Annotated in this window: 23 protein-coding genes and 1 tRNA gene; 2 read left to right on the top strand and 22 right to left on the bottom strand. The window is 64.2% G+C overall.

Features of this window, described 5'->3' with window-relative positions:
• Positions 1–12 precede the first annotated feature (12 nt).
• Positions 13–2,028: an excinuclease ABC subunit UvrB gene (uvrB, locus tag M8R19_RS24480; protein WP_249919179.1), complete on the bottom strand. Its 2,016-nt coding sequence runs from the start codon at positions 2,026–2,028 to the stop codon at positions 13–15.
• Positions 2,029–2,211: 183 nt separating this feature from the next.
• Between uvrB and M8R19_RS24475 the strand changes: the two genes are divergently transcribed.
• Positions 2,212–3,408 (top strand): amino acid aminotransferase, encoded by a 1,197-nt coding sequence (locus tag M8R19_RS24475; protein WP_249919178.1) that lies wholly within the window; start codon positions 2,212–2,214, stop codon positions 3,406–3,408.
• Positions 3,409–3,477: 69 nt separating this feature from the next.
• A tRNA-Asn gene (locus M8R19_RS24470) sits at positions 3,478–3,553 on the top strand.
• Positions 3,554–3,833: 280 nt separating this feature from the next.
• On the opposite strand, the gene M8R19_RS24465 is transcribed toward M8R19_RS24470, so the two are convergent.
• The 21 genes from M8R19_RS24465 to M8R19_RS24365 all read right to left on the bottom strand — a co-directional run bounded on the left by M8R19_RS24465 (position 3,834) and on the right by M8R19_RS24365 (position 25,749).
• Positions 3,834–4,157: a ComEA family DNA-binding protein gene (locus M8R19_RS24465; RefSeq protein ID WP_043313517.1), complete on the bottom strand. Its 324-nt coding sequence runs from the start codon at positions 4,155–4,157 to the stop codon at positions 3,834–3,836.
• A 189-nt stretch (positions 4,158–4,346) separates the two neighbouring features.
• Complete coding sequence (locus M8R19_RS24460; protein WP_074976180.1) at positions 4,347–6,335, bottom strand: polysaccharide biosynthesis protein; 1,989 nt, start codon at positions 6,333–6,335, stop codon at positions 4,347–4,349.
• 67 nt (positions 6,336–6,402) lie between these two features.
• On the bottom strand, positions 6,403–7,425 hold the full coding sequence (locus M8R19_RS24455) for an MraY family glycosyltransferase (RefSeq protein WP_074976182.1): 1,023 nt from the start codon (positions 7,423–7,425) through the stop codon (positions 6,403–6,405).
• Positions 7,422–8,381 (bottom strand): UDP-glucose 4-epimerase family protein, encoded by a 960-nt coding sequence (locus tag M8R19_RS24450; RefSeq protein ID WP_083426692.1) that lies wholly within the window; start codon positions 8,379–8,381, stop codon positions 7,422–7,424. Before M8R19_RS24450 ends, M8R19_RS24455 begins: the two co-directional genes overlap by 4 nt.
• Before the next feature lie 57 nt (positions 8,382–8,438).
• Positions 8,439–9,593, bottom strand: a complete 1,155-nt coding sequence (locus M8R19_RS24445) for a tetratricopeptide repeat protein (protein WP_074976187.1) — start codon at positions 9,591–9,593, stop codon at positions 8,439–8,441.
• Positions 9,594–9,600: 7 nt separating this feature from the next.
• A complete protein-coding gene (locus M8R19_RS24440; RefSeq protein WP_009621013.1) occupies positions 9,601–9,903 on the bottom strand; it encodes a LapA family protein in 303 nt (100 codons plus the stop codon).
• Between the two features lie 28 nt (positions 9,904–9,931).
• Positions 9,932–10,216 (bottom strand): integration host factor subunit beta, encoded by a 285-nt coding sequence (gene ihfB, locus M8R19_RS24435; RefSeq protein WP_009621012.1) that lies wholly within the window; start codon positions 10,214–10,216, stop codon positions 9,932–9,934.
• Positions 10,217–10,351: 135 nt separating this feature from the next.
• A complete protein-coding gene (rpsA, locus tag M8R19_RS24430) occupies positions 10,352–12,034 on the bottom strand; it encodes a 30S ribosomal protein S1 (RefSeq protein ID WP_043267558.1) in 1,683 nt (560 codons plus the stop codon).
• 355 nt (positions 12,035–12,389) lie between these two features.
• The gene (locus M8R19_RS24425; RefSeq protein WP_249919177.1) at positions 12,390–14,192 is read right to left on the bottom strand and encodes a hypothetical protein; all 1,803 of its coding nucleotides are present in this window, start codon (positions 14,190–14,192) and stop codon (positions 12,390–12,392) included.
• A gap of 354 nt (positions 14,193–14,546) precedes the next feature.
• The gene (locus tag M8R19_RS24420; RefSeq protein ID WP_249919176.1) at positions 14,547–16,859 is read right to left on the bottom strand and encodes a type II secretion system protein GspD; all 2,313 of its coding nucleotides are present in this window, start codon (positions 16,857–16,859) and stop codon (positions 14,547–14,549) included.
• Positions 16,843–17,274 carry a hypothetical protein gene (locus M8R19_RS24415; RefSeq protein ID WP_249919175.1) on the bottom strand — a complete coding sequence of 144 codons (432 nt, stop codon included), beginning with the start codon at positions 17,272–17,274 and terminating at the stop codon, positions 16,843–16,845. Before M8R19_RS24415 ends, M8R19_RS24420 begins: the two co-directional genes overlap by 17 nt.
• Before the next feature lie 241 nt (positions 17,275–17,515).
• Positions 17,516–18,109, bottom strand: coding sequence for a hypothetical protein (locus M8R19_RS24410; protein ID WP_249919174.1), 594 nt, complete (start codon positions 18,107–18,109; stop codon positions 17,516–17,518).
• The gene (locus M8R19_RS24405; RefSeq protein WP_249919173.1) at positions 18,110–19,072 is read right to left on the bottom strand and encodes a hypothetical protein; all 963 of its coding nucleotides are present in this window, start codon (positions 19,070–19,072) and stop codon (positions 18,110–18,112) included.
• Positions 19,073–19,127: 55 nt separating this feature from the next.
• Complete coding sequence (locus tag M8R19_RS24400; protein WP_074976209.1) at positions 19,128–20,117, bottom strand: hypothetical protein; 990 nt, start codon at positions 20,115–20,117, stop codon at positions 19,128–19,130.
• Complete coding sequence (locus M8R19_RS24395; RefSeq protein WP_116425691.1) at positions 20,107–20,709, bottom strand: prepilin-type N-terminal cleavage/methylation domain-containing protein; 603 nt, start codon at positions 20,707–20,709, stop codon at positions 20,107–20,109. The genes M8R19_RS24400 and M8R19_RS24395 overlap by 11 nt, the downstream gene beginning before the upstream one ends.
• Positions 20,706–21,137 (bottom strand): PulJ/GspJ family protein, encoded by a 432-nt coding sequence (locus M8R19_RS24390; RefSeq protein WP_083426695.1) that lies wholly within the window; start codon positions 21,135–21,137, stop codon positions 20,706–20,708. The genes M8R19_RS24395 and M8R19_RS24390 overlap by 4 nt, the downstream gene beginning before the upstream one ends.
• A complete protein-coding gene (locus M8R19_RS24385; protein WP_074976217.1) occupies positions 21,134–21,547 on the bottom strand; it encodes a prepilin-type N-terminal cleavage/methylation domain-containing protein in 414 nt (137 codons plus the stop codon). Before M8R19_RS24385 ends, M8R19_RS24390 begins: the two co-directional genes overlap by 4 nt.
• Positions 21,516–22,001 (bottom strand): type II secretion system major pseudopilin GspG, encoded by a 486-nt coding sequence (gene gspG, locus M8R19_RS24380; protein WP_116425689.1) that lies wholly within the window; start codon positions 21,999–22,001, stop codon positions 21,516–21,518. The genes M8R19_RS24385 and gspG overlap by 32 nt, the downstream gene beginning before the upstream one ends.
• Positions 22,002–22,015: 14 nt before the next feature.
• Positions 22,016–23,206, bottom strand: a complete 1,191-nt coding sequence (locus tag M8R19_RS24375) for a type II secretion system F family protein (RefSeq protein WP_249919172.1) — start codon at positions 23,204–23,206, stop codon at positions 22,016–22,018.
• A 4-nt stretch (positions 23,207–23,210) separates the two neighbouring features.
• Positions 23,211–24,947 carry a GspE/PulE family protein gene (locus M8R19_RS24370; protein ID WP_249919171.1) on the bottom strand — a complete coding sequence of 579 codons (1,737 nt, stop codon included), beginning with the start codon at positions 24,945–24,947 and terminating at the stop codon, positions 23,211–23,213.
• Positions 24,937–25,749, bottom strand: coding sequence for an ABC transporter permease (locus M8R19_RS24365; protein ID WP_249919170.1), 813 nt, complete (start codon positions 25,747–25,749; stop codon positions 24,937–24,939). Before M8R19_RS24365 ends, M8R19_RS24370 begins: the two co-directional genes overlap by 11 nt.
• Between the last annotated feature and the right edge of the window lie 111 nt (positions 25,750–25,860).

Genomic DNA, 25,860 nt, shown 5'->3' with positions numbered 1-25,860 from the left:
CCGCGGTGGAGGTCAGCCGACCTCCACCAGGCGTTCGCGCAGCTTGTGGATTTCGTCGCGCACCGCGGCGGCGGCTTCGAACTCCAGGTCCCGGGCCAGCTGGTACATCTTCTCTTCGAGCTGGCGGATGCGCTTGCCAATCTCGTTCGGCGAGCGCAGTTCGCCCTCGTAGCGCCCGCTCTCCTCCGCCACCTTGGCCACGCCGCGGCGCTTGCCCTTGGCGCCCGGCACGCTGGCGCCCTCGAGGATGTCCTTGATGTCCTTCTTCACACCCTTGGGCACGATGCCGTGCTGCTCGTTGAAGGCGATCTGCTTGTTGCGCCGCCGCTCGGTCTCGTCCATGGCGCGCTGCATCGAGCCGGTGACGTTGTCGGCATAAAGGATCGCCTTGCCGTTGAGGTTGCGCGCGGCGCGGCCGATGGTCTGGATCAGCGAGCGCTCGGAACGCAGGAAGCCTTCCTTGTCGGCGTCAAGGATGGCCACCAGCGACACCTCGGGCATGTCCAGGCCCTCGCGCAGCAGGTTGATACCCACCAGCACGTCGAAGGCGCCGGTGCGCAGGTCGCGGATGATCTCCATGCGCTCGACGGTGTCGATGTCCGAGTGCAGGTAGCGCACGCGCACATCGTGGTCGCCCAGGTAGTCGGTGAGGTCCTCGGCCATGCGCTTGGTCAGGGTGGTGACCAGCACGCGCTCCCCGCTGGCCACGCGCCGGCGGATTTCCGAGAGCAGGTCGTCGACCTGGGTGGAGGCCGGGCGCACCTCGATCTGCGGGTCGACCAGGCCGGTGGGCCGCACCACCTGCTCGATCACCCGCCCGGCATGCTGCTCTTCATAGGGGCCGGGGGTGGCGGAGACGAAGATGGTCTGCGGGCTGATGGCCTCCCATTCCTCGAAGCGCAGCGGCCGGTTGTCCAGCGCCGAGGGCAGGCGGAAGCCGTATTCCACCAGGGTTTCCTTGCGCGAACGGTCGCCCTTGTACATGGCGCCAACCTGGGGAACGCTGACGTGGGATTCGTCGATCACCAGCAGCGAGTTGGCCGGCAGGTAGTCGTAGAGGGTCGGCGGCGGCTCGCCGGGGCCGCGCCCGGAGAGGTAGCGCGAGTAGTTCTCGATGCCGTTGCAGTAGCCCAGCTCGAGGATCATCTCCAGGTCGAAGCGGGTGCGCTGCTCCAGGCGCTGGGCCTCCACCAGCTTGTTGTTGTTGCGCAGGTAGTCCAGGCGCACCTTGAGCTCTTCCTTAATCTGCTCCACCGCCTGCATCAGGGTTTCCCGCGGCGTCACGTAGTGGCTCTTGGGGTAGAAGGTGAAGCGTGGCAGCTTGCGGATCACCTCACCGGTCAGCGGGTCGAAGGCGGAAATGTTCTCCACCTCGTCGTCGAACAGCTCGACGCGGATGGCTTCCAGCTCGGATTCCGCCGGGAAGATGTCGATCACGTCGCCGCGCACGCGGAAGCTGGCGCGGGCGAAGTCCATGTCGTTGCGGGTGTATTGCAGGCTGGTCAGGCGGCGCAGCAGCTCGCGCTGGTCCATGCGGTCGCCGCGGTCCAGGTGCAGGACCATCTTCAGGTAGGACGCCGGGTCGCCCAGGCCGTAGATCGACGACACGGTGCAGACGATGATGGCGTCCTCGCGCTCCAGCAGGGCCTTGGTCGCGGAGAGGCGCATCTGCTCGATGTGGTCGTTGATCGACGAGTCCTTCTCGATATAGGTATCGGAGGACGGCACGTAGGCTTCCGGCTGGTAGTAGTCGTAGTAGGAGACGAAGTATTCCACCGCGTTGTGCGGGAAGAAGGTCTTGAATTCGCCGTAGAGCTGCGCGGCCAGGGTCTTGTTCGGCGCCAGGACCATGGTCGGGCGCTGCACCTGGGCGATGACGTTGGCGATGCTGAAGGTCTTGCCGGAGCCGGTCACCCCCAGCAGCGTCTGGTGCGAAAGGCCCGCTTCCAGACCCTCGACCATCTGTCGGATCGCCTCGGGCTGGTCGCCCGCCGGCTTGAAGCGCGAATCCAGTTGGAATGTCGACATGGGAACCTCGCTGTGGGGTGTGACGCGGGCGCGGCTGCGGCGTCAAACCAGGCGAAAGCATGCGCGATCAACTCGCCGCCTGCCATAGAGGCCTATATAATACCGGCCCGTCGACGCATCCCCCAGCGCCGTGCGCGGGGGTTGCAATTGCATCTTCACTCCCGCCCTAGAGCTGCTGCCAAAATGAGTCTGTTCTCCGCTGTCGAAATGGCCCCCCGCGACCCCATCCTGGGCCTGAACGAAGCTTTCAACGCCGATACCCGCCCGGGCAAGATCAACCTGGGCGTTGGCGTGTACTACAACGAAGAGGGTCGCCTCCCGTTGCTGCGCGCGGTACAGGCCGCGGAGAAAGCCCGCATCGAAGCACACGCTCCGCGCGGCTACCTGCCGATCGAAGGCATCGCCGCCTATGACCAGGGCGTGCAGAAGCTGCTGTTCGGCGCCGACCCCGCGCTGCTGGCCGAAGGCCGCGTGGTCACCACCCAGGCCGTGGGCGGCACCGGCGCGCTGAAGACCGGCGCCGACTTCCTCAAGCGCCTGCTGCCCAACGCCATCGTGGCCATCAGCGATCCGAGCTGGGAAAACCACCGCGCGCTGTTCGAGGCCGCCGGCTTCCCGGTGCAGAACTACCGCTACTACGACGCCGCCAGCCACGGCGTAAACCGCGCCGGCCTGCTGGAAGACCTCAACGCCCTGCCTTCGCAGTCCATCGTGGTCCTGCACGCCTGCTGCCACAACCCGACCGGCGTCGACCTGAGCCTGGACGACTGGAAACAGGTCCTGGAAGTGCTCAAGGCCAAAGGCCACGTGCCCTTCCTCGACATCGCCTACCAGGGCTTCGGCGACGGCATCGACGAAGACGCCGCCGCAGTGCGCCTGTTCGCCCAGTCCGGCCTGAACTTCTTCGTTTCCAGCTCCTTCTCCAAGTCGTTCTCGCTGTACGGCGAGCGCGTCGGCGCGCTGTCGGTGGTCACCAACAGCCGCGAGGAGTCCGCCCGCGTCCTGTCCCAGGTCAAGCGCGTGATCCGCACCAACTACTCCAACCCGCCGACCCACGGCGCCAGCGTCGTCTCCGCCGTGCTCAACAGCCCGGAACTGCGCGCCCTGTGGGAAGAGGAACTGGGCGAAATGCGCAGCCGCATCCGCAACATGCGCGTCGCCATGGTCGAGCAACTGGCCGCCCTGGGCGCCAAGCGCGACTTCGGCTTCGTCGCCCAGCAGCGCGGCATGTTCTCCTACTCCGGCCTGACCGCCGAGCAGGTGGAGCGCCTGAAGAACGAGTTCGGCATCTACGCCGTCGGCACCGGCCGCATCTGCGTCGCCGCGCTGAACAACGGCAACCTGGAAACCGTCACCCGCGCCATCGTCCAGGTGCTCTGAAAAAAACCGGGGAAGTCATCGGCAGAATGTTGACTTCCCCTTCTTAATCAGTAAGATACGCCCCGTTGTTCCGCGATAGCTCAGTCGGTAGAGCAAATGACTGTTAATCATTGGGTCCCTGGTTCGAGTCCAGGTCGCGGAGCCAAAATTCAAAAGCCCTCGGCATATGCCGGGGGCTTTTTCTTTGGGGCGACGCCCAGCTCTTCGTAGGATGGGTGGAGCGAAGCGATACCCATCGCCCTGCTCGACGGAATGCTGGTCCTACCGGCGGAATCGCGGATAAATCCGCTCCTACGAGGAAACGTCCACACCAATCGTCCTGTCCGCCGTTTCCCTAGACAACGGCGGATAACCGCGAACGGTTATCCGCCCTACGCAACGAAAAAGGCCGGTCACCCGGACCGGCCTTTCCATCGCGGAGTGCCTCAGTCGAGGCTGATCGCCTCCCGGTTGCTCTCCAGGATCGCCTTGCCGATGCCCTTCACTTCCAGCAACTGATCCAGGCTGGTGAAGGGGCCATTGGCCTGCCGATAGGCCACTATGGCTTCGGCCTTGGCCTTGCCGATCCCCTTGAGCCGCTTTTGCAGCGTCTCTGCGTCCGCCGTGTTGAGGCTGACCAGCCCTTCCTTCTCGTCGTGCATGGTGACCGTCGCCGGCGTCAGCTTCTCCGGCGCGGGAGCGGCGGCAGCCATGCCCGACAGGGAAAGGGAGGAAAGCACGACCAGCAGTAGCGCGAATGCCTTATGCATGAACAACTCCTTTTAGTCACTGGGTATGGCGAGCCAGAACGGGCTCGCCATTCACCTTTAGCGACAGGAGCGGGGCAAGGGGAAGAAGGGAAAATCACACTTTGAATGAATCAGGGGCTTCCTCGCCGATTGGACGAAGAGCCCCTCCTGCAACAAGGCAGTGTCCGACCGAGCACCGGTATCGGTCTGTCAGGGCTCCATACGACGCTGCTGGTGGACCAGGTCGACGATGTCGCCATCCGGGCAGTAGCCGTTGACCGTCTCGCGCAGCAGCATACGCACCTGGGCGTAGTCGCCCCGCTCCACCGCCTTCAGCAGCGAGACCAGCACCGTCTTGAACGCCTCCCAAGGCAGCATTTCCTCGTTCGCCTTCATGATCATCGGGTGCTCGGTGGCGCCTACCTCGTCGCCGATCAACAACTCCTCATAGAGCTTCTCGCCGGGACGCAGGCCACTGAACTCGATGGCGATGTCACCGTGAGGCGAACTCTCCGAGCGCACGCTGAGCCCGGAAAGGTGGATCATCCGCTGGGCCAGCTCGAGGATTTTCACCGGCTGGCCCATGTCGAGCACGAAGACGTCGCCGCCGCGCCCCATGGAGCCCGCCTGGATCACCAACTGCGCAGCCTCGGGAATGGTCATGAAATAGCGGGTGATCGCCGGATGGGTGACGGTCACCGGGCCGCCACGCTTGATCTGCTCACGGAACAGCGGGATGACCGAGCCGGACGAGCCCAGCACGTTGCCGAAACGCACCATGGTGAAGCGGGTCTTGTTCACATGGTGGACCCCGGTCTTGTCGCCGAAGAGCACCGGCGCGGGCTCCAGACTGAGCGCCTGGAGGATCATCTCGGCCAGGCGCTTGGTCCCGCCCATGACGTTGGTCGGTCGCACAGCCTTGTCGGTGGAGATCAGCACGAAGTTCTGCACGCCAGCCTGGATCGAGGCCTGGGCCGCATACAGCGTCCCCAGGACGTTGTTCAGCACCCCTTCGGAAATATTGTGCTCGACGATGGGCACATGCTTGTAGGCGGCCGCGTGGTAGACGGTGTTGATCTTCCAGCTGCCCAGCACCTCCAGCAGGCGCTCGGCGCTGCGTACCGAGCCCAGGATGGGCACGAGCTGCACCGGCAGGGATTGCCGCCGGACGCGCTGCTCCAGTTCCTGGTGGATGCGGTAGAGATTGAACTCGCAGTGCTCGAACAGCACCATCACCGTGGGCCCGCAAGGCAGGATCTGGCGGCACAATTCCGAACCGATGGAGCCGCCCGCCCCGGTGACCATCACCGCCTGGCCGCGGATGCAGTGCTCCAGCAGCTCCTTGCGCGGCGCCACCGGGTCGCGCCCCAGCAGGTCGGCGATGTCCACCTCCTGGATGTCGTCCACCTTCACCCGACCGTTGGCCAGGTCGATGATGCCGGGCACGCTGCGCACGTGCAGCGGATAGGGTTCGAGCAGGCCGAGGATTTCGCGACGGCGCGCCCGCGAGGCGGAAGGAATCGCCAGGAGGATTTCCTGGGCCCCGGTCTCCTCGATCATCTGCTGGATATGTTTGGGCTTGAACACCCGCAGGCCGGCAATCACCCGGTTGGCGATCTCGTCATCGTCGTCGATGAAGGCCACCGGGCGCATCACCCGTCCCAGGCGCAGCGCGGCGACCAGTTGGTTACCCGCGGTACCGGCGCCATACACCGCGACCTTGATCAGGCCATCATCCTGCTTGAGGAAAGGCACGACCTGGATCGCGCTGTACCAGTCGCCCATGAAGTACTGGCGCATGGCCAGGCGCAGGCCGCCGACCATCAGCAGGCTCAGCCACCAATAGTTGAGCACCAGGGAGCGCGGCACCGCCTCGACGACCGAGCGGTTCCAGTAGACCACCAGCGAAAGCACCAGGGCCGAAATGGTCACCGCCTTCCAGATGGCGATCAGCGCATCGTTGCCCAGGTAACGCATGACCGCCCGGTACATGCCGAAGCGGATGAACAACGGTATCGCGATCAACGGCGCGGCGATGAACAGCCAGGCATGCACACGGAAGGGATAGGTCAGGTCATCCGTACCCAGGCGCACCACGAAAGAGAGCCACAGGGCCAGCCAGACCAGGAGCACGTCCGTGACGACCTGCAGCATTCGCTTGTAACGTCGGGGCAACCTCAGCAGGCGCTCTCGCAGCATATCCTTTCATCCTTCCCAGTCCGGGAGCGCAGTCTCCCGTTACATTGACCACCATTTCCCATGGAGTTCACTTCGATTTGCCGTTTTCAGGCCCACCGGCGCCCAGCAATGCCACGACCAGCACCAATGGAGCATAGGCAAGAAACAGACCGGCGACGCCGTCGATTCGGCCCAGCGCCACGAAAACGGCGATCGGCGACAGCCATATCAGATTGATCGCAGCCACCGACAAACTGATGGCGCGATGCTGGCCAAGACGCCGCGAAGCCCGCTGATAGGCATGGCTGCGGTGCGCTTCGTGGACCCGTTCGCCGCGCAGCAAGCGCCGCGCCAAGGTCCAGGTGGCATCGACGACGAAGGCGCCCAGCAAGATCAGCCACGACCAGAACAACTGCGGCGCCTGCCAGGCCGCCTGCAGCGAGAGCCCGCCCAGCATGATGCCGAGGAAGCCGCTGCCGGCATCGCCCATGAATATCCGCGCGGGTGGGTAGTTCCAGGCCAGGAACCCCGCGGTGGCCGCGGCGAGCAACAGCGGCAGCCAGGCGGCCGACCCCACCCCCGCCAACCAGCAGCAGAGCGCCGCGCCGCCGCAGACGGTAATCGCCTCCAGGCTGGCGATGCCGTCGATGCCGTCCATGAAGTTGTAGAGGTTCAGCAGCCACACCAGGTAGAACAACGCCAGCAGCGAGCCGAATAGCCCCAGGTCCCAGCGAACGCCGGCGAACGACAGGGCCGGCAGCCCCCCCAGCATGTAGAGCAGGAAGGCCGCGCCGAGGAAATGGCCGAGCAGGCGCCAGCGCGCCGGTACGTGACGGTGATCGTCGATGAATCCCACCAGGGCTATCCAGCCCCCCGACAGCAGCAGGGCAAGCATGGCGCGCGTATCGGTCAGGCCCATCCCCCAGGACAGCAGCAGCGCCAGCAGGAAGCTCAGGACTATCGCCACCCCGCCGCCCCTTGGCGTCGGCACACTGTGGGAGCTGCGCTCGTTGGGCACGTCCATCACGCTGCGCGCCAGAGCATAGTGGCGAACCCCGGCGGTACCGGCCCAAGCCAGCAGCAGGGCGAGAAACAGCAGGAGGAAGATCATGCCCGGGCCTCCCGGTACCAGCGCGCCGTCTCCGCGAGCGCCTGGTCGACGCTCACCGGCGGCTGCCAGCCCAGCAGCTCGCGGGTCTTGCCGATATCGACCTGCAACGAGCCCAGCACGCGCTGCGCCTGGGCTCCTCGCCCAAATAGCGCGGCCAGCCCCTGCAGCAGGGCCACCGGCACAGGCAGCAGCCGCGAGCGTACGCCGAGAGCCATGGCCAGGCGACGGCACAGCTCGGCACTGGAAAGATCGTGGTCGTCGCTGACCAGGAAGACCTGGTTGGCGGCACGCTCGTGCTCCAGGCATACGCGCAGCAGATCGACCAGATTATCCCTGGCCACCAGGCTCCGCTGGTTGCGCACCCGAGCGAACGGCAGGGGCAGCTGCCGCTGCACCGCACGCATCAGGCTGGCGAAGTTGGCCCCCACACCCGGGCCGTAGATGAGCGGAGGGCGGATGATCACCCACTCCATCGCGCTCCCTTCGGCCAAGTGCGACAGCGCCCTCTCCGCCTCCAGCTTCGACTGGCCGTAGGGATCGGCCGGCTCCGGCCGATCCTCGGCACGGAACGGCCGGCCGGGCGGCGTCAGCTCACCGTTGACCTTGATCGAACTGATGAAGATGAAACGCCGCACCCCTGCGGCTGCAGCCTGGCGCGCCAGGTTGAGGGTGCCCTCGACGTTGACCGCGCGGAACTCGGCCTGGGGGTCGTCCGCGGTTTCGCGCATGACATGCACCCGGGCCGCGGCATGGATCACGACGTCCACGCCAGCCAGTGCAGAAGCCCAGTCCTGGGTCGCGTCCAGGCCATCGATGGAGTGGATCTCCACGCCGGGAAATTCGCCAGACAGACGGGAACGCACCGCCACCGCCAGGCGCAGCTCCGGTATCGCGGCAAAGGCTTCGAGAATGCCCCGCCCGACAAAACCGGTCGCACCGGTCAGAAGTACTTTCAACACCACTCCTAGAGATTCAGGGCGCCGGGGCACCATCCATGATTCCGGGCATCGGCATCACTGCTGGGGAGCAGCGATCGGCCTGAGCGTATTCCACGCGTGGCAGCCCGGACATTGCCAGTGCAGTTCGCGCCCGGCGAAACCGCAATTGCCACAGCGATAGTGCGGCATCGATCGATACAGGCCGAGGATGATCGGCTGCATGTGGGTGAACAGCTCCTGGTCCGCCCTTCCACCACCCAGCGTACCGAGCATGTCCAGCAGCCCTCGCCAGGACGGCTGTTGCTGGACCTTGGCCAGCAAGCGGCCACGCCAGCCCTGCCCATCCGCATCGAGCTGGGCCAGGATCGCCAGCAGCGCCGGCGATGCATCCGGCGCCTCCGCAAGACGGCGCAGGCAGGCGAGGATTTCCGGCTCGGCACAACACTCGCGGCGCCGCAACATGGGCAGCAGCTCGCCGAGAAAGCCGGCATCGGCCGCGCAGAGCTCGGTGATGGAGGCGTCGGCAGCCTGGAAGTTGCGCTGCCACAGCTCACAGTCCAGGCGCATCAGCAAGGCGCGCACGCATTGGGGGTCGACCCGCCGGGCTTCCTTGAGAAGCTCGCGGGCACCGTCGCGGTCACCCGCGCGAATGCGCTCCTGAGCCTGCTCGCAATAATAGTTGGCCAGCACCGTCTTCAGCTGAGAGCGCCGCCCCACCAGGCGCGCAGCGAGTTCAACGGCACGCGCCCAATCCTTCTCACGCTCGGCGATGCGACGCAACTCGTCCAGCGCCTCCAGTGAGATGGCCTGGCCATCTCGCTGCATCAGCTCATCCAGCAGTTGCTCGGCACTACCGAGCAAGCCTCCGGCGATGTAATCACGAGCGAGTTCGAGACTGATCTGCGCGGACAGCTCGGGGTTGGCCGATGCCTTGTCCAGCAGTTCCTGGTGGATCTGGATGGCCTTCTCGATATCCCCACGGCGACGGAACAGATTGCCGACATGAACGTGGCTTTCGAGTGTTTCCTCGTTCAGCGAAAGCCCTTGGGAAAGACGCTCCAGCGCGTCGTCGGAATGCCGGTCGAGCAGGTTGTGCATGTTGCGCACCCGCTCGCGCAACGCCTCGTCAGCCGAAGCCGGCCAAGAGCCCGGGCGCAACGAGCGTCGCCCCAGCCACCAACCGACGGCCAGGGCCAAAACGAACAGCAGCATCGCTACAACGCTGGACATCCCGGTGTCACTGGGTCTTCAGCGACTGGTCGCGCAGGGCCTGGTTTTCCTTGCGGAAGCGCGACACTTCGGAACGCAGCCCCGAGAGATGCAGGCGCGTGCGCGCCCGGAATGGAATGCTCAGCAGCAGGCCGATGACACCACCCAAGACGAAGGACAGGGTAATGAAGACCACCAGCGGCCACTCCGGCGTCTGCCAGCCCAGGAAGGCCAGTTGAACCCGCTGAAGGTTCTCCAAGACGAAGACGACGACCACTGCGCAGAGCAGGATGGCAGCCAGGAAGGCCAGAAAGCGTTTGAGCCGAAGCATGAAAAATCCTCGATCGTTCTCTAGCCGGCTACACGGGCTCGTTCACCCGATCGCGCAATTCCTTGCCCGGCTTGAAGTGCGGAACGAATTTACCATCCAGGCGCACCGATTCGCCGGTCTTCGGATTCCGGCCGACGCGCGGTGCGCGGTAATGCAGAGAGAAACTGCCGAACCCACGAATCTCGATGCGATCGCCGGTAGCCAGAGCCTGGGACATCTGCTCAAGCATCGTCTTGATCGCCAGCTCCACATCCTTTGCGGAAAGCTGCCCCTGATGGGTGACGATTCTCTCGATCAACTCCGACTTGGTCATGGTTTTCCCTTCTTTTTCAAGCGGCTAGATCAGCTCTAGGTTCTTTTAGCACGCAGCTCAAGCTTTGAACAGCCTAAAGGAGGGAAAACGAAAAAGGGCGACCGAGGTCGCCCTTTTTCTTAGAGGAATCAGGACTTAGCCCTGATTCTCCATTTGCGCACGAATCAGATCACCAATGGTGGTCGGACCGGTGTTTTCTACTTCTTGCTTGCTACGCAGCTCTTTCATCGCATCCTTCTCGTCATCGACGTCCTTGGACTTGATGGAGAGGCTGATGACGCGGCTCTTGCGGTCGATGCTGATGATCTTGGCTTCGACTTCTTCGCCTTCCTTCAGCACGTTGCGGGCGTCTTCGACGCGGTCGCGGCTGATTTCGGAAGCCTTCAGAACGCCTTCGATCTCGTCGCCCAGGCTGATGACGGCGCCTTTGGCGTCAACTTCCTTAACGATGCCGCGAACGATGCTGCCCTTCTCGTGCTGGCCGGCGTAGCTGGAGAACGGATCGTCTTCCAGTTGCTTGATGCCCAGGGAGATGCGCTCGCGCTCCGGATCGACGGAGAGGATGACGGTTTCCAGCTCGTCGCCCTTCTTGAAGCGACGCACGGCTTCTTCACCGGCTTCGTTCCAGGAGATGTCGGACAGGTGAACCAGGCCGTCGATGCCGCCTTCCAGACCGATGAAGATACCGAAGTCGGTGATCGACTTGATGGTGCCGGAGATCTTGTCGCCCTTGTTGAAGCGGCCGGAGAAGTCTTCCCACGGGTTGGATTTGCACTGCTTGATGCCCAGGGAGATACGACGACGCTCTTCGTCGATGTCCAGAACCTGAACTTCCACTTCGTCGCCAACCTGAACGACTTTCGACGGGTGGATGTTCTTGTTGGTCCAGTCCATTTCGGAGACGTGTACCAGGCCTTCCACACCCTCTTCCAGCTCGGCGAAGCAGCCGTAGTCGGTGAGGTTGGTGACGCGGGCCATGACGCGGGTGCCTTCCGGGTAACGAGCCTTGATGGCAACCCACGGGTCTTCGCCCAGTTGCTTCAGGCCCAGGGATACGCGGTTGCGCTCGCGGTCGAACTTCAGAACCTTGACATCGATCTCGTCGCCGACGTTGACGATTTCCGACGGGTGCTTGATGCGCTTCCAAGCCATGTCGGTGATGTGCAGCAGGCCGTCTACGCCGCCCAGGTCCACGAATGCGCCGTAGTCGGTGAGGTTCTTGACGATACCCTTGACTTGCTGGCCTTCCTGCAGGGATTCCAGCAGGGCTTCGCGCTCGGCGCTGTTCTCGGCTTCCAGGACGCTACGACGGGAAACGACAACGTTGTTGCGCTTCTGGTCCAGCTTGATGACCTTGAACTCGAGCTCTTTGCCTTCCAGGTGAGTGGTATCACGCACCGGACGGACATCGACCAGGGAACCCGGCAGGAACGCGCGGATGCCGCTGACGTCGACGGTGAAGCCGCCCTTGACCTTGCCGTTGATAACGCCCTTGACCACTTCATCAGCGTTGAAGGCAGCTTCCAGAACCAGCCAGGATTCGGCACGCTTGGCTTTCTCGCGGGACAGCTTGGTTTCACCGAAGCCATCTTCAACCGCGTCCAGCGCAACGTGGACTTCGTCACCCACCTTGATGGTCAGCTCGCCCTGTTCGTTGTAGAACTGCTCGACCGGGATGACGCCCTCGGACTTCAGGCCGGCATGCACGGTGACCCAGTCACCGTCGATGTCGACCACGATGCCGGTGATGATGGCACCCGGCTGCATGTCGAGGGATTTCAGACTTTCTTCAAAGAGTTCTGCGAAGCTTTCGCTCATGTTTATACCTGTAGTCAAAGGCCTGTAGGCCCGGCTCCGCGCCACCAGCGAACGCGGTCAAGTGATGAAAAAGAAGCCAGCAGGATCGAGACTGGTATCCTGTCGGCCCCTGGCTGTGTCCGACCGAAGCCGGGCACTCCACATTCAATTTTTTACGGGCTGCTCCGCCAGATATGGACGAAAGCCTCCCAATACAAGGTCTGGAATGTTAGCAACCGCAGCACCAGGCGTCAAATGCCGGCAGACTCGTGAACCGCCTGCTCATGCGGACCTCATGCTTGCGGTGCGGCGCCCAGGCAGACACCTTCGAAAAGGGCGGAGAGAGATAGCCCACCTCTCCCCGTCCCGGTGAAAATCAGTTGCGATTGTTGCCCGCGCGGTGCCCAACGGTAGTGGAAGGACCATCACCATTGAAATTGCCCTGGGTAGTCGCAGTCATGTTCACCAGAGTGCCGTTCGCCATCCGCAGTAAGCCCAAAGCCTCACAAGACGGGAAGTCGCCCTCCAAGACCAAACGCGCTCGACCATTCGCACCGTTCCAGTTTGCGCCATCCACACCAAAAGCCGAGGCTACCTGCCGAACGGTGTAGATACCCGTCTCATGCGCACGCAGTGCCGTTTTTCCGCTCTGATCGACAAGAGACGCACTGCCTTTCGCGGGGTAGCGCTTTCCGTTCTCATCATATAGAACACCACGCACCCCTCCAGAACGACCATCGTTACTGGTATTCGTCAAACGAATATAAAAGATATCGGAGTTACTCGAGTTTGGAAGGTTGAACAGGCTTGCAACGCAGCTGTTTCTCCAGAAATGATCGAGCTTGCCGCCAGGGAGCACCCGATCGACATAATTGTAATTCGTGAAGTTCACGATCAAGTTTCCGACTGCAAAGTTCTGCTGAGCAGCCATTGGCGTTACGCCATCGGCAACCGCGCATATGTTGTACACCTTGTTCGCGTCATTATTCGACAACCCGAACCACAGCTGGGCTACACCATCGGCCTCAGGCTTTCCAACAAGTTCCTTTCCCTGCCATACATGTGCAGCTCCGGCAACGCCCTCTTTATACTCTCGACAACTGGACGTCGTCAGGGCAACCGACTTGATACCAGAGAAGTTACCAGCGATGTAAGTGGAAAGCTGATCACTGGTTTCGATGAAGAACTGCCTTTCCCCTTCCCTTCGAGCGTTCAGCACATCCTGATTCACCCCCAGGCGCACGCTACCCAAACGAGCATAGCTATCGCCATAATTGGAGTTATCACGTACTTCCGGATTCGCAGAGGCAGTGGTATCAAATTTTCGATCAGTGCCATTCAACGGATACAGAACCCTGTTCTGACCGTATTTGTTGACATTCAACACATCCCAATATATCGCGGGCAAGGAAGTGAATACCATCAAGGGCTGAGTCGAATCATTATTCTGCGCACTCCCGGCATTGGGGCCAACAGTCGTATCCAGCAGGGCGGACAGTGTCACATGGAACGGCCGATCTTCCGGCAACTCGCCTCCCGCTATACCGATATCAGACTGCCCCAGGAGAGTCGCATCCCCCTGCAATGAATTGCGCAGATCATTGACCGATGTGGACTGCCGGCTGGAAGTATTAGGTGTTCGAAAATTGAAACGAACGATAGAACTCTCGGCACTCCCCTTTGCAAGCTCCAGAGCACCAAGCTCATCCAGCGTCAGGTCCAGCGTACTGGTCCCCACGTTACCCTCGACAACGAACCCCTTGCCAGGAGCAAGCGTACCTATCTGGATCTGGTTTGCTGTCACGCTGTTGGCAAAACGTCCACCTGACCGGTCCAGGGTCACACGGATCGAGTGCCCAGCCCTGACATGCTTTGCCTTGACCGCATCCAACTGGTACTCGACATCAGGAAGGACCACTTCGACTCGTTCGGCATTCCTACCGAACACCTCTTGGGCTATGGTCATGTTGGCAGCTCGGCTGGTATAGCTGGCGCCACTCCCCAAGCTTACCCCTGACTTGTAGTTGCCCTGCCCCGGAGCATACTGATCTACTACGCCCGGAGAGTTCTTGATGACACCTTCCCCGCCCTGACCACTTGCAATACTGATAACCCCTGCGCTGGCTCCACCTGCGAAAACCATGGAAGCGATAGCCGCACTCAGAATTGTCTTTCTCATCTCAATCTCCATTTGTTTTTGACCCACTCCATTCAGTCGAGCACTGGCAATAGACCGAACTCCGATTTTCTCCGAGCGAAACTTTTCGCCCGAAACAAATCAAACCGTTTCCTTAATCACTACCAGAATAGGAACTCAGCCTCAGCGGCACCGTCCCAAGAACTGAATATGAAACGACAGGCTAGCCTGACACTCCACGAGTGGATATTCCCGTCCCTGGTGAATAAATTGCAACGTCATGAACCCAACAACCTCCCCAAATAAGACCGCATAAGCAAATTTGAAAAAACAGGAAATCTCCTACGAAACATTAATTTTATTTCGGACTGAAACCAAAAATATAAAAATCGATTCTTACACGCTGCGACACTCGGCCAGCGACCTGTCACAGTTGATTGCGGGTTCGATCATCCGCCGAAGTTTCTCGGTGATCTCCCTGGCGTCTTCCGCGCCGTCGATGATGTAGGGCTGGATCAGCATCACTACCTCGTCCTTGGACTTGGTCCGGGACTGCTTGCCAAACAGATAGCCCAGGACCGGCAGGTCCTTCAGCCACGGCACACCGGCATTGCTGTCCACATGGCTCTCGTTGATCAATCCGCCCATGAAGATGGAGCCGCCGCTCTGCAGAGTCAGAGAGGTCTCCAGCGACGTTCGCTTGATCGGTGGAGAGGAAACATCGCCGCCATCGCTCCCCGTAGAAGCCCCGGCACCACCATCGCTGACCTCCTGGCTGACCGTCAGGTCGACCCGGTTGTTCGAGTAGACGACCGGGGAAACGTTGAGGATGACGCCGGTGGAGCGATAGGAGATCGATTGCAGCAGGTTGGAATTTCCGCCGGTGTTGCTGCCATCGGTTTGCCGGCCGGTCACGATCGGAATGTCGGTGCCGACATTGATGTTGGCTTGCTCGCCACTTTTCACCAAGATCCGTGGAGTGGCCAGGATTCGCGTACGAGAGTCGTTGGCCAGGGCCGTCAATGTCGCCTTCGTCCCCCCGGCGGTGTTGATCATGTATTTGAAGCCGGACTCTCCTCCCGAGATATCCCGTGCGAACCTGGGATCAACATTCGCAGCCCCACTCAGGAACGACCAGTTCGCACCCATTGTCTGGTTGTCGCCCAGGGTGACGCTGGCAACCGTTACCTCGATCAATACCTGGCGCGCCGGCTTGTCCAACTGCCGCAGCAACGGCTGCATCTGCTGCCAGACCCTGGCCGGACCACGGAACAGGATGGCGTTGCGATTCTCGTCCTCGACGATGGTACCGCTGCCCGACACGCCGGCCGCCAGGCTGTCCATCAGGCTGCTGTTGTTGCCCGAGAGCAGAGCCTGAGCGCCGGCCAGGCGCACGAGCGGGGCGACGCCGGATCGTCCGGCCCCCATGTCACCGTCGCTCCGCCCCGTCGCCAGGCGCGAAGACGGGGCATTGTTGCCAGCGGCGACCGCGGCCCGGCTCGAAGCGCTATTGCCCAGGCCAGGCGTCAGCCCATAGGCGCCCCCCGCCCCCAGGCCAGAAACCAACGATCGCAGGGAGCGGGCGACCTCCTGGGCCCGGGTGTTACGCACCTCATAAAAGAACAGCCCTTCGCTTTCCACTCCGGCACCAGCGGAATCCACCGCGCTGGCCAGCGGCACCCGGTCCACCTGTCCGGCCCAGTCGCGCGCCAGGTCCAGCAGCGAGCGCCGGTTGGAAAACACGATCAGGCCATTAGAGTTTTCCAGCGGCACCAGTACAACGCTCCCGGAGGCTTCGCCGATGCTGACGCTGTAGCCCTGGGCCTCAAGCAATGTCTTCAGTTGCTTGGCCATCTCCGCCGACGTGATGAATGCCGGATCGATGCGCAGGCTGTACTGACCCCGCATGAACGGCTGGTCGAGCAGCCGCACAGCCTGCGCCGCCTGACTGACGATGGAGGCCATCCCCTTGAGCATCAGACCGCCCCGCGGATTGTCCGCGCTGGCCGACAGCCCGGATTTGTCGTAGGCGCTGTTCAACCAGGGGATCACGTCCTTCGGGTCAACATTGTGCAGCGGCACGAACTGGAAGACCGGCCGGTAGGCTATAGGCACGTCCGGTCGGGCTTCGCCGCTGATAAGGATCGGCGGCTCCTCGGGGCTCAGGCCGACCTGCTTGACCTGGAAGCGCAGGATGTCACCCTGCTTGACGATCTCGACACCGTAATTGGCCATGACCTGCGAGGCGATGTCATAGACCGTCTGCCGGGTCTGCGCCTGCTCCAGGCGCAGGGTGACCCGGTCGTTGCGATTTTTCAGATTGCCATCGATCTCGAACGATAGCCCCAGCAGGTTGCCGAAGACTTCGTTGATGAAGCCCGGCAGGGCGATATCCTCGACGTTCACCTGCAGGTCGGCATTCTTGTCATCAAGCACCAGGCGATCGGCCTTGTCCACGCGCCCGCCGATGGGCCCAGCGGGTGGCGTCGGCGTCGCACTCACCAACGGCCCCATGGGTTGCTGCGATCGCTGCGAAGGCCCTTTGCCCTCTTCCTGCGGCAGGCTTTCTTCCGTGGCCTGACGCTGCTCCAGCAAGGGTGCGGGTAACTGAAGCTGCGCCGTACCGCAACCTCCCAGCAGCCCCAGGCAGATCGCGAGCAACAGCGGGTGCCGGGGAAAGGCCGCAAGGGCATTATTCGAGGGGGGCATAGAGTTTCCTTTCAAAGTCCTGTGTTGCGCCATCCTCGGACAGCGAGAAACGAATGCCCTGCCCTTCGATCCGTTCGAGACGTTCGCCTCCCGGTAGCTGGTCGCCCGGGACATAGCGCAACAGCGGCGTGGCTGAATCCTTGGCGATCAGGGCGAAACGCTGTCCACCCTCGGCGACCATACCGCGAAACAGCCATTGGACCTTGACCCGGGCCACGCCCTGCTCGTCCACGCTGATGCGCGCCGAACGCGCTTTCTCGGCCTCCTCCCTGGCGCTACCCCACCAAGCCATGCTGGCGATCTGCGCCGGGATGCCGGCATTGCGGGAGACAGACTGGACCTCCGGCAACTGCCACTGCGCAGCGTCAGCCGGGGCCTCGGGTATGGCCGTCCGCGGCTGCCAGAGCAGCGCCAACAGAACGCCTCCGGCAAGCGCCGCCCAGGCCAATCGGAAGGGGAAGGAGGAAGTCATAGGAAACCGATGAATCGATACCGCTAAGGAAAGGTGCATTCGAAGCATGTTGAAGGCGAGATTCTGTCATTACAGAAATGCTGCCCTTGCCGCTTTCCATGAAGGAAGTTTCCCAACCCGGGCATGCGAACGATCGGCAGCGCCTGAATGTCCGTCCGAAGCTGGGCCTTCCGTGCTCATCCGCTCAAGGGAGCGTTGCGTTCGGACGAAAATGGAAGGTGAGTTGCAGGTTCACCGACGGCGAACCGCGGTCGTTCAATTCAAGGGCATCGATGCTCACCCAGTGCTCCGCCGTTTCCAGTGCATGCAGCAAGTGGCCGAAACTCTTCGGCTCGAAGCGTCCGCGCACTTGTGCCTGGACCCTGGCACCGATGCCCCCCTTGTCGAAGTCCAGGGGCGGCAACACCGAGATGCGCACATCCTGCAGGCCGCTCTGCCTGGCCTGGGCATCCAGCCAGGCCTGCACATCGGCCCTGGCCAAGGAGGGGTTCTGCGCCTGCCACAAACGCGTGCGCAATGCGCTGCGCACGTCTTCCGCTTGGACGGCACGGTCCGGCCAGTGCTCCTGGGCGGCCAGCGCGCGCATCTGCGCCAGGCGCCTGGCCGACTCCTCGAACGCCTGACGGCGGGCGTCGCGCCAATCGTTGCCCAACAGCAGCAGGTGCACGACCAGCAGCGCCAGGATCATCCATCCCGCCAGGCGCAGGCGAAGCTGCTCCCGCCACTGCTCGCGCAACCGAGACCAGTGGGGCAACAGCTCTTGCAATCGAGTGTCCATCTATTCCCCCTGCCGAATGTTCATGGCCAGTTGCAGGCCATCGCCCCTGGGCGAGGGTTCGACCCTGACGTCTTGGAACCTGCCGCCCTCCTGCAGCCGCTGGACGAAGAACCGCGGGTCCGCCCGACTGGTCTGGATGAGCAGCTCCAGTGCGTTTTCCCGGAAGCGCCAGCTCAGCAGGCGGCTATCCTCCGGCAGCAACCCCGCCACGGTGCGCAGCAGCTCGACCTGCGAAGGCGTATCCTGCAAGCGCAGCAGGGCCTGGATTTCGCTCTCGGCCTGCATCGCCCGGGTGCGCGCCGCCAGCACCGGCTCAACCTGCTGGGCCAGCGCAGCCTGCTGCCCCGCCAGACCGCGCTCGGCCCACCACCATTGCGCCCCCTGCGTCAGGTGGAAAGCACTGCCCGCCAACAGAGCGACCGCCAGGCCATAGGGCAGCCAGCGCTCCCAGTCCCGTCCCACCAGGCTGGCGCCGGAGGCCCAGGGACGCTTGAGACTGGGCGGAACCTCTTCCTCCAATCGCGCGGGCAGGCGAACGCCGGGAACCCCTCGCACTGCCTGCCAGGCCTCCGCGGACAGTGGCAGACCATCCTGGAAGACGCTCGCCCGCAGCACGCCGGCCCGCCAGACCTGCAGGTCCACACCGCCCTGGACGCGCACCAGGCGAACACTTGGCTCCGGCGTTGTCGCCGGCGGAGCCTGCAGCAGGGTTTCCGGCAGGCAGAGGCAGCCGGACGCAGCCTGTTGCGCTTCGGCGAGTCGCTGGCGCTGCTGTTCGTCCCAGAGCCACAGCTGCACCCAGCCGTCGCGCCAGACCGCGTAGTGCCCCGGCAAGCGGAACGGAGACAGGCCGGCGAGCTTCAGGGCAAGGGCCTGGGCCCTCCCGCTGGCCGGCACATGGGACAGGTCCAGGCAGCGGTACAGGCATTGCGAACGCTCGATGACCCATTGCGTGCGGAGCATCCGCCCCAGACCATGGGGCTGGCGCCGCCACTCCAGGCAGGGCGAGCCATCCGCGTCATGGGCTTGCCACAAGCGGGGCGGAAAGCAGTCCAGGCGCCTCATGATGGATGGGCGCTGTGTCGGTGATGGGGACATTGCGCGGCAGGGACCTCCGTTGCAGAAATTGCCAGGGCGACCCTTGCAGGTCGTCGCTCTCGAATCGCAGTTGGTATTCGTAACGCGCCACGGCGTCCGCGGGGCGCAGGCGGATGAACAGGGTGGCACTGGCCAGGCGCGACCAGTTCTCCGCGGGTAATTGCTGCAGGTACATGCCCAACACGCCCTCGAGGTCGCCCACGCCCCGCAACGGCCGCTCATGGCGCGCCGCGAGCAACAGCGCCAGGCTGTCCTCCGGCAGCCGCCAGGCCAGGCGCAGGAGCTGGCCGCTGGCGGTGTTCACGTTCAGGGACGGCTCGCCGACCGTGACCAGTTCCTCCCAGCCGGCAGCCCGCAACGCGGCCTCCCAGGGGCGCCAGCTGTCGAGGACGAAGACTTCCTGCGGGGCATGCAGGCTGCGCAGCACGGCGCTACCCGGTGGGCCACGCAAATGGCCGGCAAGCTCCGCCAGCATTGGCGCTATCCTCTCCGGCGCTATCCCCAGCCCTTCCAACAACGAGGCCAAGGCCGCCGGCGGGGCCTGTTCCAGGCCAAGACGCGATGCGCGGTCGACGAAGGCGAAGCACCAGCCGTTGGCCAGGCAGTATTCGCGGCCATCCAGGGCCAGCTCGGCCCCTACCGGCAGGACCGACATATCCATGTCGGCAAGGCTCGGAGCCGGGCTGTCGGGTGTGGTCAATCCGGCCAGGGTCAAGCGCTGGGTCGACGCCAGCCAGGTCAGCCGGCTGAGCATGGAGCGTTCCGTCATGTCGCGCAGCAACCCCTGGCGCTCCTTTTCGATACCGTCCAGCGAGCGTTCGATCCAGGTCACGGCCGAGGCCACCACCAAGGTCATGATGGCGAGAAACCAGATGACGCCGACCAGCACGAAGCCACGCTCAGTCCGCATCCGCATTCACCCGTCGAAGCGGCGTCGCGACCCTGGCCAGGCGGAACAGGCGCTCCGCGGGCGCGTTCAACGCCACCGCCGCGGGAAGGCTGTCGGCCAGCACCGGCAAGGGCGGCCAGTTGTCATGCCAGGCTCCCTGCTCGTCGCGATAAAGGAAATGCGCCGGCCCCTGCAGTTCCAGCAGTGGCCAGCGGCTGGCCTGCAACCGGCGCACGTAGATCATCGCGGTCCGCTCCCGGCCCGGCTCGCCAAGCCGTTCCAGGCGAAAGGCAAAGGGCACCGGGATGCCTTCGATACGCTCGGCGCTGGCCAGGGAGACGGCTTCGAAGCTGAGCGGATCGCCGCGGAAACGAGCCGGCGCATCTCCCCTGGCCGGCGCAGCCAGCTGCGCTATCGCGTCGTCGAACCAGCCGAAGGCCAACACCCGTAGTTGCCGTGACTCGCCCTGGCGCAGGAAGCTGTCGTTGGCCCGCGAGACATAGTCCATCCCCTGCATCAACAGGGTGGTGACCATCGCCGCCAACAACAGGACCACGATGAGTTCCAGCAGGGTGAAGCCCCGCTCCCGCCCCCGCGAAATGCGCCGGCTCATGGCGCATCCCCGCCGTCCGGCAGGCGAGCCATCCGGTACCCCGCCAGCTCCAGGCTCAAGGGCAGCGGCGGCAGGTCCTCGCCGAACAAGGTCGCCTGGACACGATACAGGGCGCTGTCGAAGGGCCCGGGGTGGCCGCTGTAGCGGCTGACGACGGGGCGCGGAGCGGCGAGAAGCCGGCTCTCCCAGTCCAGCCGGTAGCTTCCAAGGGCGGCGCTGCCGCTCGGCTGGAGCATCGGGTTGAGCCCCTCGAGAAACGCCAGGCCGGTGCGGGTCGCATCGATGCGGCGCTGAACCTCGTTCATTCGCTCCAGGCTGCGGAAGCCCGTCCCCAGCCAGGCCAGCAGCGCGCTGCCCACCACAGCCAGCAGCGTCAGGGCGACCACCGCTTCCAGCAGTGTGAAACCGGCTTGCCGCCCGCGCTTCACTGGACGAACTCCGGCAGGCATTGCGGCGGAACCAGTTGCAACTGCCGAGCGACATCCCCCTGCCGCAACTCCAGCGTCCCCCCCAGGCAGACGCCATTGGCCAGGTAGATGACGGGCGCGCTTGCGCTCAGCTTCCAGCCCTGGGGCAGCTTCAGCATCTGCGGCGGCTCGACGCCAGCCGGCCCGATGAGGGTCTGCCGGGCTTCCAGCCGGGCCCGGTAGCCCAGCGTCTGCAGCTGGTTGGCGATGTCCTGCAGGTCGACACGACGACGCCAGGCCTCCTGCATGTTCAGCAGGTTGGGCATGACGACGGCGCCCACCGCGGCGACCAGGGCCAGCACCACCAGCAGTTCGAGCAGGGTGAAACCGCCGCAGCGCTCATTGCCGGGGCAGGAAGCCGATGTCCGCATTCTCCCCTTCCCCGCCAGGCTGCCCGTCGGCGCCCAGGCTGTACAGCGAGAACGGCTGTTCGGCACTGGGCGCATTGCTGTAGACGTAGGCACGGTTCCAGGGATCCAGCGGCACCCCGCCGTCCAGATAGGGGCCTTTCCAGAAGGCCTTGATCCGGTCGTCCGCAGGCGCCGCGTTGAGCAGGGCCAGCCCCTCCTGTTCGCTGGGCAGGCGGCCGATGTCCAGGCGCATGGTCATCAGCGCGCCCTTGAGCATCTTCACCTGGGTATCCGCGGTCTGCACCTTGGCCTTGTCGGCCTGGCTGAACAGGCGCGGCCCGACCAGCCCCATGAGCAGCCCGATGATCACCAGCACCACGATCATTTCCAGCAGGGTGAAGCCGCGCTCGCGTCCCGGCGCCGGCACTTTCCTGTTCCCCGCCCGGGGTCCTCTTCCCTCATGCCCGTCGCGCATCCACTCCCCCTTTTTCAGAACACAATGTCGTTGGCGCTGGTGATGGCCAGCACCACGCCGGTGATGATCACGCCGAACAGCGAGCCGATCAGCAGGATCGCCAGCGGCTCGATCAGCGCCAGGACCTTGCGCATCCGTGAGCGCCCCAGTCCCTCGTAGAGTTCGGCGAGGCTGTCGAGCATCTCGGCCAGGCGCCCGGACCTTTCGCCGACGCGCACCAGGTTGCCGCCCGTGGCGGTGATCGCCCTGCGCAGTTCCAATGCCTCGGACAGGGAAGTTCCGCCCCTGACGTCCTGGGTGACCCTTTCCAGCAGCTCGCGTTGCAGACCGATGCGCACGCCCGCGCTGGCCAGGCGCAGGGCCTCGACCAGCGCCACGCGGTTGCCCAGCAGGGTGCCGAGGACCTTGGCCCACTGGGCGATCTCCGCCTGCAACAGCCAGTCGCCGAGCAATGGCAAACGCAACAAGCCGTTGAGGAAGCGGCCGCGAACCTTCTCGCTCCTGGCCAACGGCAGCCCCAGGGCACCCAGCAGCAGGCCGGCGAGCAGCAACGGCAAGGCATTGGCCTTGCTCCAGACGCCGGTACTGAGCACTGCCCAGGCCAGCCAAGGCAGCTTGTCGGCGTGCTCCAGCAGGTTGGCGAACTTGGGTACGACGAAGACGAACATCACCATGACCGCCCCGATTCCGCTGAGCACCAGCACGCTCGGGTAGATCAGAGCGTTGCGCACTTCCTCGCGGGTGCGCCGCTCGTACTCCATCTGCGTCACGCAGTCCCGCAGCGCCGCCGCCAGGTTGCCGGTCATCTCGCCCGCCGCCACCAACTGGTAGGCGTAACGTGGCAGGGGCAAGCCGGCTTTCTCCAGCACCTGAGGGAAGGAACGCCCCTGGCGCAGACCTTCGCTCATGCTCTGCAGCGCCGCGCAGAGGCGTGGATGGCTGCTCGAGCGCTCTTGGGCGGAGACCGCATCGGCCAGGGCGACGCCCGCCGCCAGCAGGGTCGCCAACTCGTGCAGTGCCATGTTCAGTTCTTCCGCGCGCAGGCGCCGGCGCCCGGGTTGCAGCGCACGCTGGCCCGCCTCCAGGCTCAGGGGCGTCAGGCCCTGTGCCTCCAGCTGGCGAAGCGCGTCGCTGTGAGAACCAGTATCGAGGTCACCGCTGCAACGCCGGCCTTGCCGGTCCACTGCCTGGTATTCGAAGCGCATGCCGTTAACCGCTGGTGACCCGATGTACCTCGTCCAGCGAGGTCAGGCCCAGCCAGGCCTTGATGAAGCCGTCTTCGCGCATGCTGCGGAAGCCCTGGCTGGCCGCCAGCCGGCGCATCTGTTCGACGGGAGCCTGTTGCAGGATGAGCGCCTGCAGTTCGGGGCCGACGTCCACCATCTCGTAGATTCCCAGCCGCCCGTGATAGCCCGTGCCCTGGCACTGCTCGCAGCCCTTCGCGCGGAGCCAGTTCGGTGCCTGCCCGGGGTAGAGGCGCTGGATCGCCGCGTCCAGCGCGGCCTTGTCCTCTGCCGCCAGGCCGGGCTCGTAGGGCTCCGCGCAATGCCGGCACAGAGTGCGCACCAGGCGCTGGGCCTGGACGCCGCGTACCGGCGAGGCGACCAGGAACGGCTCGATGCCCATGTCGATCAGGCGGGTGAAAGCGCTGAGCGAATCGTTGGTGTGCAGCGTGGAGAACACCAGGTGCCCGGTGAGGGACGACTGCACGGCGATCTCCGCCGTCTCCAGGTCGCGTATCTCGCCGATCATGATCACGTCCGGGTCCTGGCGCAGGATCGAGCGCAGGGCGGCGGCGAAGGTCAGGCCGATGTCGGCGTGGGCCTGGACCTGGGTGATGTTCGGCACCTGGTACTCGACCGGGTCCTCCACCGTGATGATCTTGCGGATGCCGTCGTTGATGGCCTCGAGCGTGCCGTAGAGGGTCGTCGACTTGCCGGAGCCGGTCGGGCCGGTGACCAGCACGATGCCGTGGGGCTCGGCGATCCAGGCGCGCATCAGGTCCAGATGGTCCGCCAGCATTCCCAGGCGGTCCAGGCGCAGACCTTCGCGGGCCTTGGGCAGCAGGCGCATCACCACCGACTCGCCATGCACCCCGGGCAGCGTGGAAACGCGGACGTCCATATCCTGCCCGCCCACTCTGGTGCTCATCCGCCCGTCCTGGGGCAGGCGCCGTTCGGCGATGTCGATGGCGGAGATCAGCTTGATCCGCGAGACCACCGCGGCGAAGCGCTCCCGCGGCAGGCTCAGCTGCGATTGCAGGACGCCATCGATGCGGAAGCGGATATGGAAATTGAATTCGCGCGGCTCGATGTGGATGTCCGAGGCGCGTTTCTCCACCGCCTGGCTCATGACGTTGTTGACCAGTTCGACGATGGGCGCCTCCTCCGCCATTTCCCGCAGCTGGCGGATGTCATCGGAGGCGAAGCGCAGCCCCTCGCGGCTCTCCTGCTGCAGGCGCTCCTTGAGCAGCTCCAGCCAGGCGTCGAGATCCTGGGAACGGCACAGCAGCGTGCGCAGAGGCTGTCCGGGATGGAAATAGCGCAGGACCTCCAGGACGAAGGACGCCATCGGGTCACGGGAAGCGACCAGCAGGCCGCCCTGGGCATCGTTCCAGACGACCACCTGTTCGGCGACGAACCATTCCACACCGATGGAGGTCGCTTCGAGGAAAGCCAGCAACTCGGCGTTGCCGGGGGACTCCAGGTCCACGCCCACCAAAGGCATGCGCAGTTGTTCGGCGAGCACTTCCAGCAGGGCCGCCTCCGAAACACCGCCCGAGCGCAGCAATAGCGCCCCAAGGCGCCCGCCGATCCTGGCCTGCAGTTCCAGCGCGCGCTCCAGCTCCTGGGCGTTGCACAGGCCGCGCTCGATGAGCATCTGCCCCAGCGGGCGGGCATCGGCAACGACCGCCGGCACGGTGTCGGCGAGCGGTTCAGAGGACATCGGCGAAACCGTCCTTCATACGCCGGAACCACAGCCAGCCCAGTACCGCCAACAGACAGGCGATGGCGGCATAACCCAGTTGGACGCCCATCGGCGGCATCGGCATGCCGAACAGGCAGGCCCTCACCGCTTCCACCGGAACGCTCAGCGGATTGAGCAACAGGTAGGGGCGCAAGGCTTCCGGCAAGGCGCTCACGGGGTAGAACACCGGGCTGAGGAACAGCAGCAATACGAGAAGAAACTGGATGAACTGGCTGGTATCGCGGAAATAGGTGCCGAACACGGCGATGATCCAGCTCAGGCCGCACACGCACAGCACGAAGGGCAGCAGGACCAACGGCAGGTAGAGGATGCTCCAGCCCAGCGGTTGCCCGAGCCAGGGCATCAGCAGGAGCAGTACGAGAAAGCCGATGACGACGTTCGACAGGGCGGACAGGGCCAGCGAAAGCGGCAGGAGTTCCAGCGGGAAGACCAGCTTCTTCACCTGGTTGCGGTGGTTGTGCATCACCGTGACCGCGCGGGACAGGCTGTCCGCCAGCATGCCGTGGAGCAGCAGCCCGGCGAAGAGCGTCAAGGCGAAGGAGGCCGTGCTTTGCTCCGTCCCCCAGCGCGACTTGAGCACCTGGCCGAAAACGAAGGTGTAGACCGCCAGCAGCAGGAAGGGCGACAGCAGCAGCCACAGCCGCCCGAACAGGGCGCCCTGGTAGCGCGCCAGGATTTCCCGCCGGGTCAGTGCGAGCAACAACTGGACCCACGCGCCCTGCGAGGAATGCAGTGCGGCGGGGACGGGACTGTCGGACAAGGGGCCTCCACGCTATTCACGGCCCGCTCGGGTCGAGCGGGCGCTATTGAACAGCGCGGAAGTTTGGCAGCCCGGGCAAGACGTCTCTAGAAGAAACGTCCTCAGCATCAA

This window comes from Pseudomonas sp. R3.Fl (assembly GCF_023516765.1).
GTDB lineage: Bacteria > Pseudomonadota > Gammaproteobacteria > Pseudomonadales > Pseudomonadaceae > Pseudomonas > Pseudomonas citronellolis.
The sequence above is the reverse complement of the archived record's forward strand: the minus strand, read 5'-3'. Positions and strand labels throughout refer to the sequence as shown.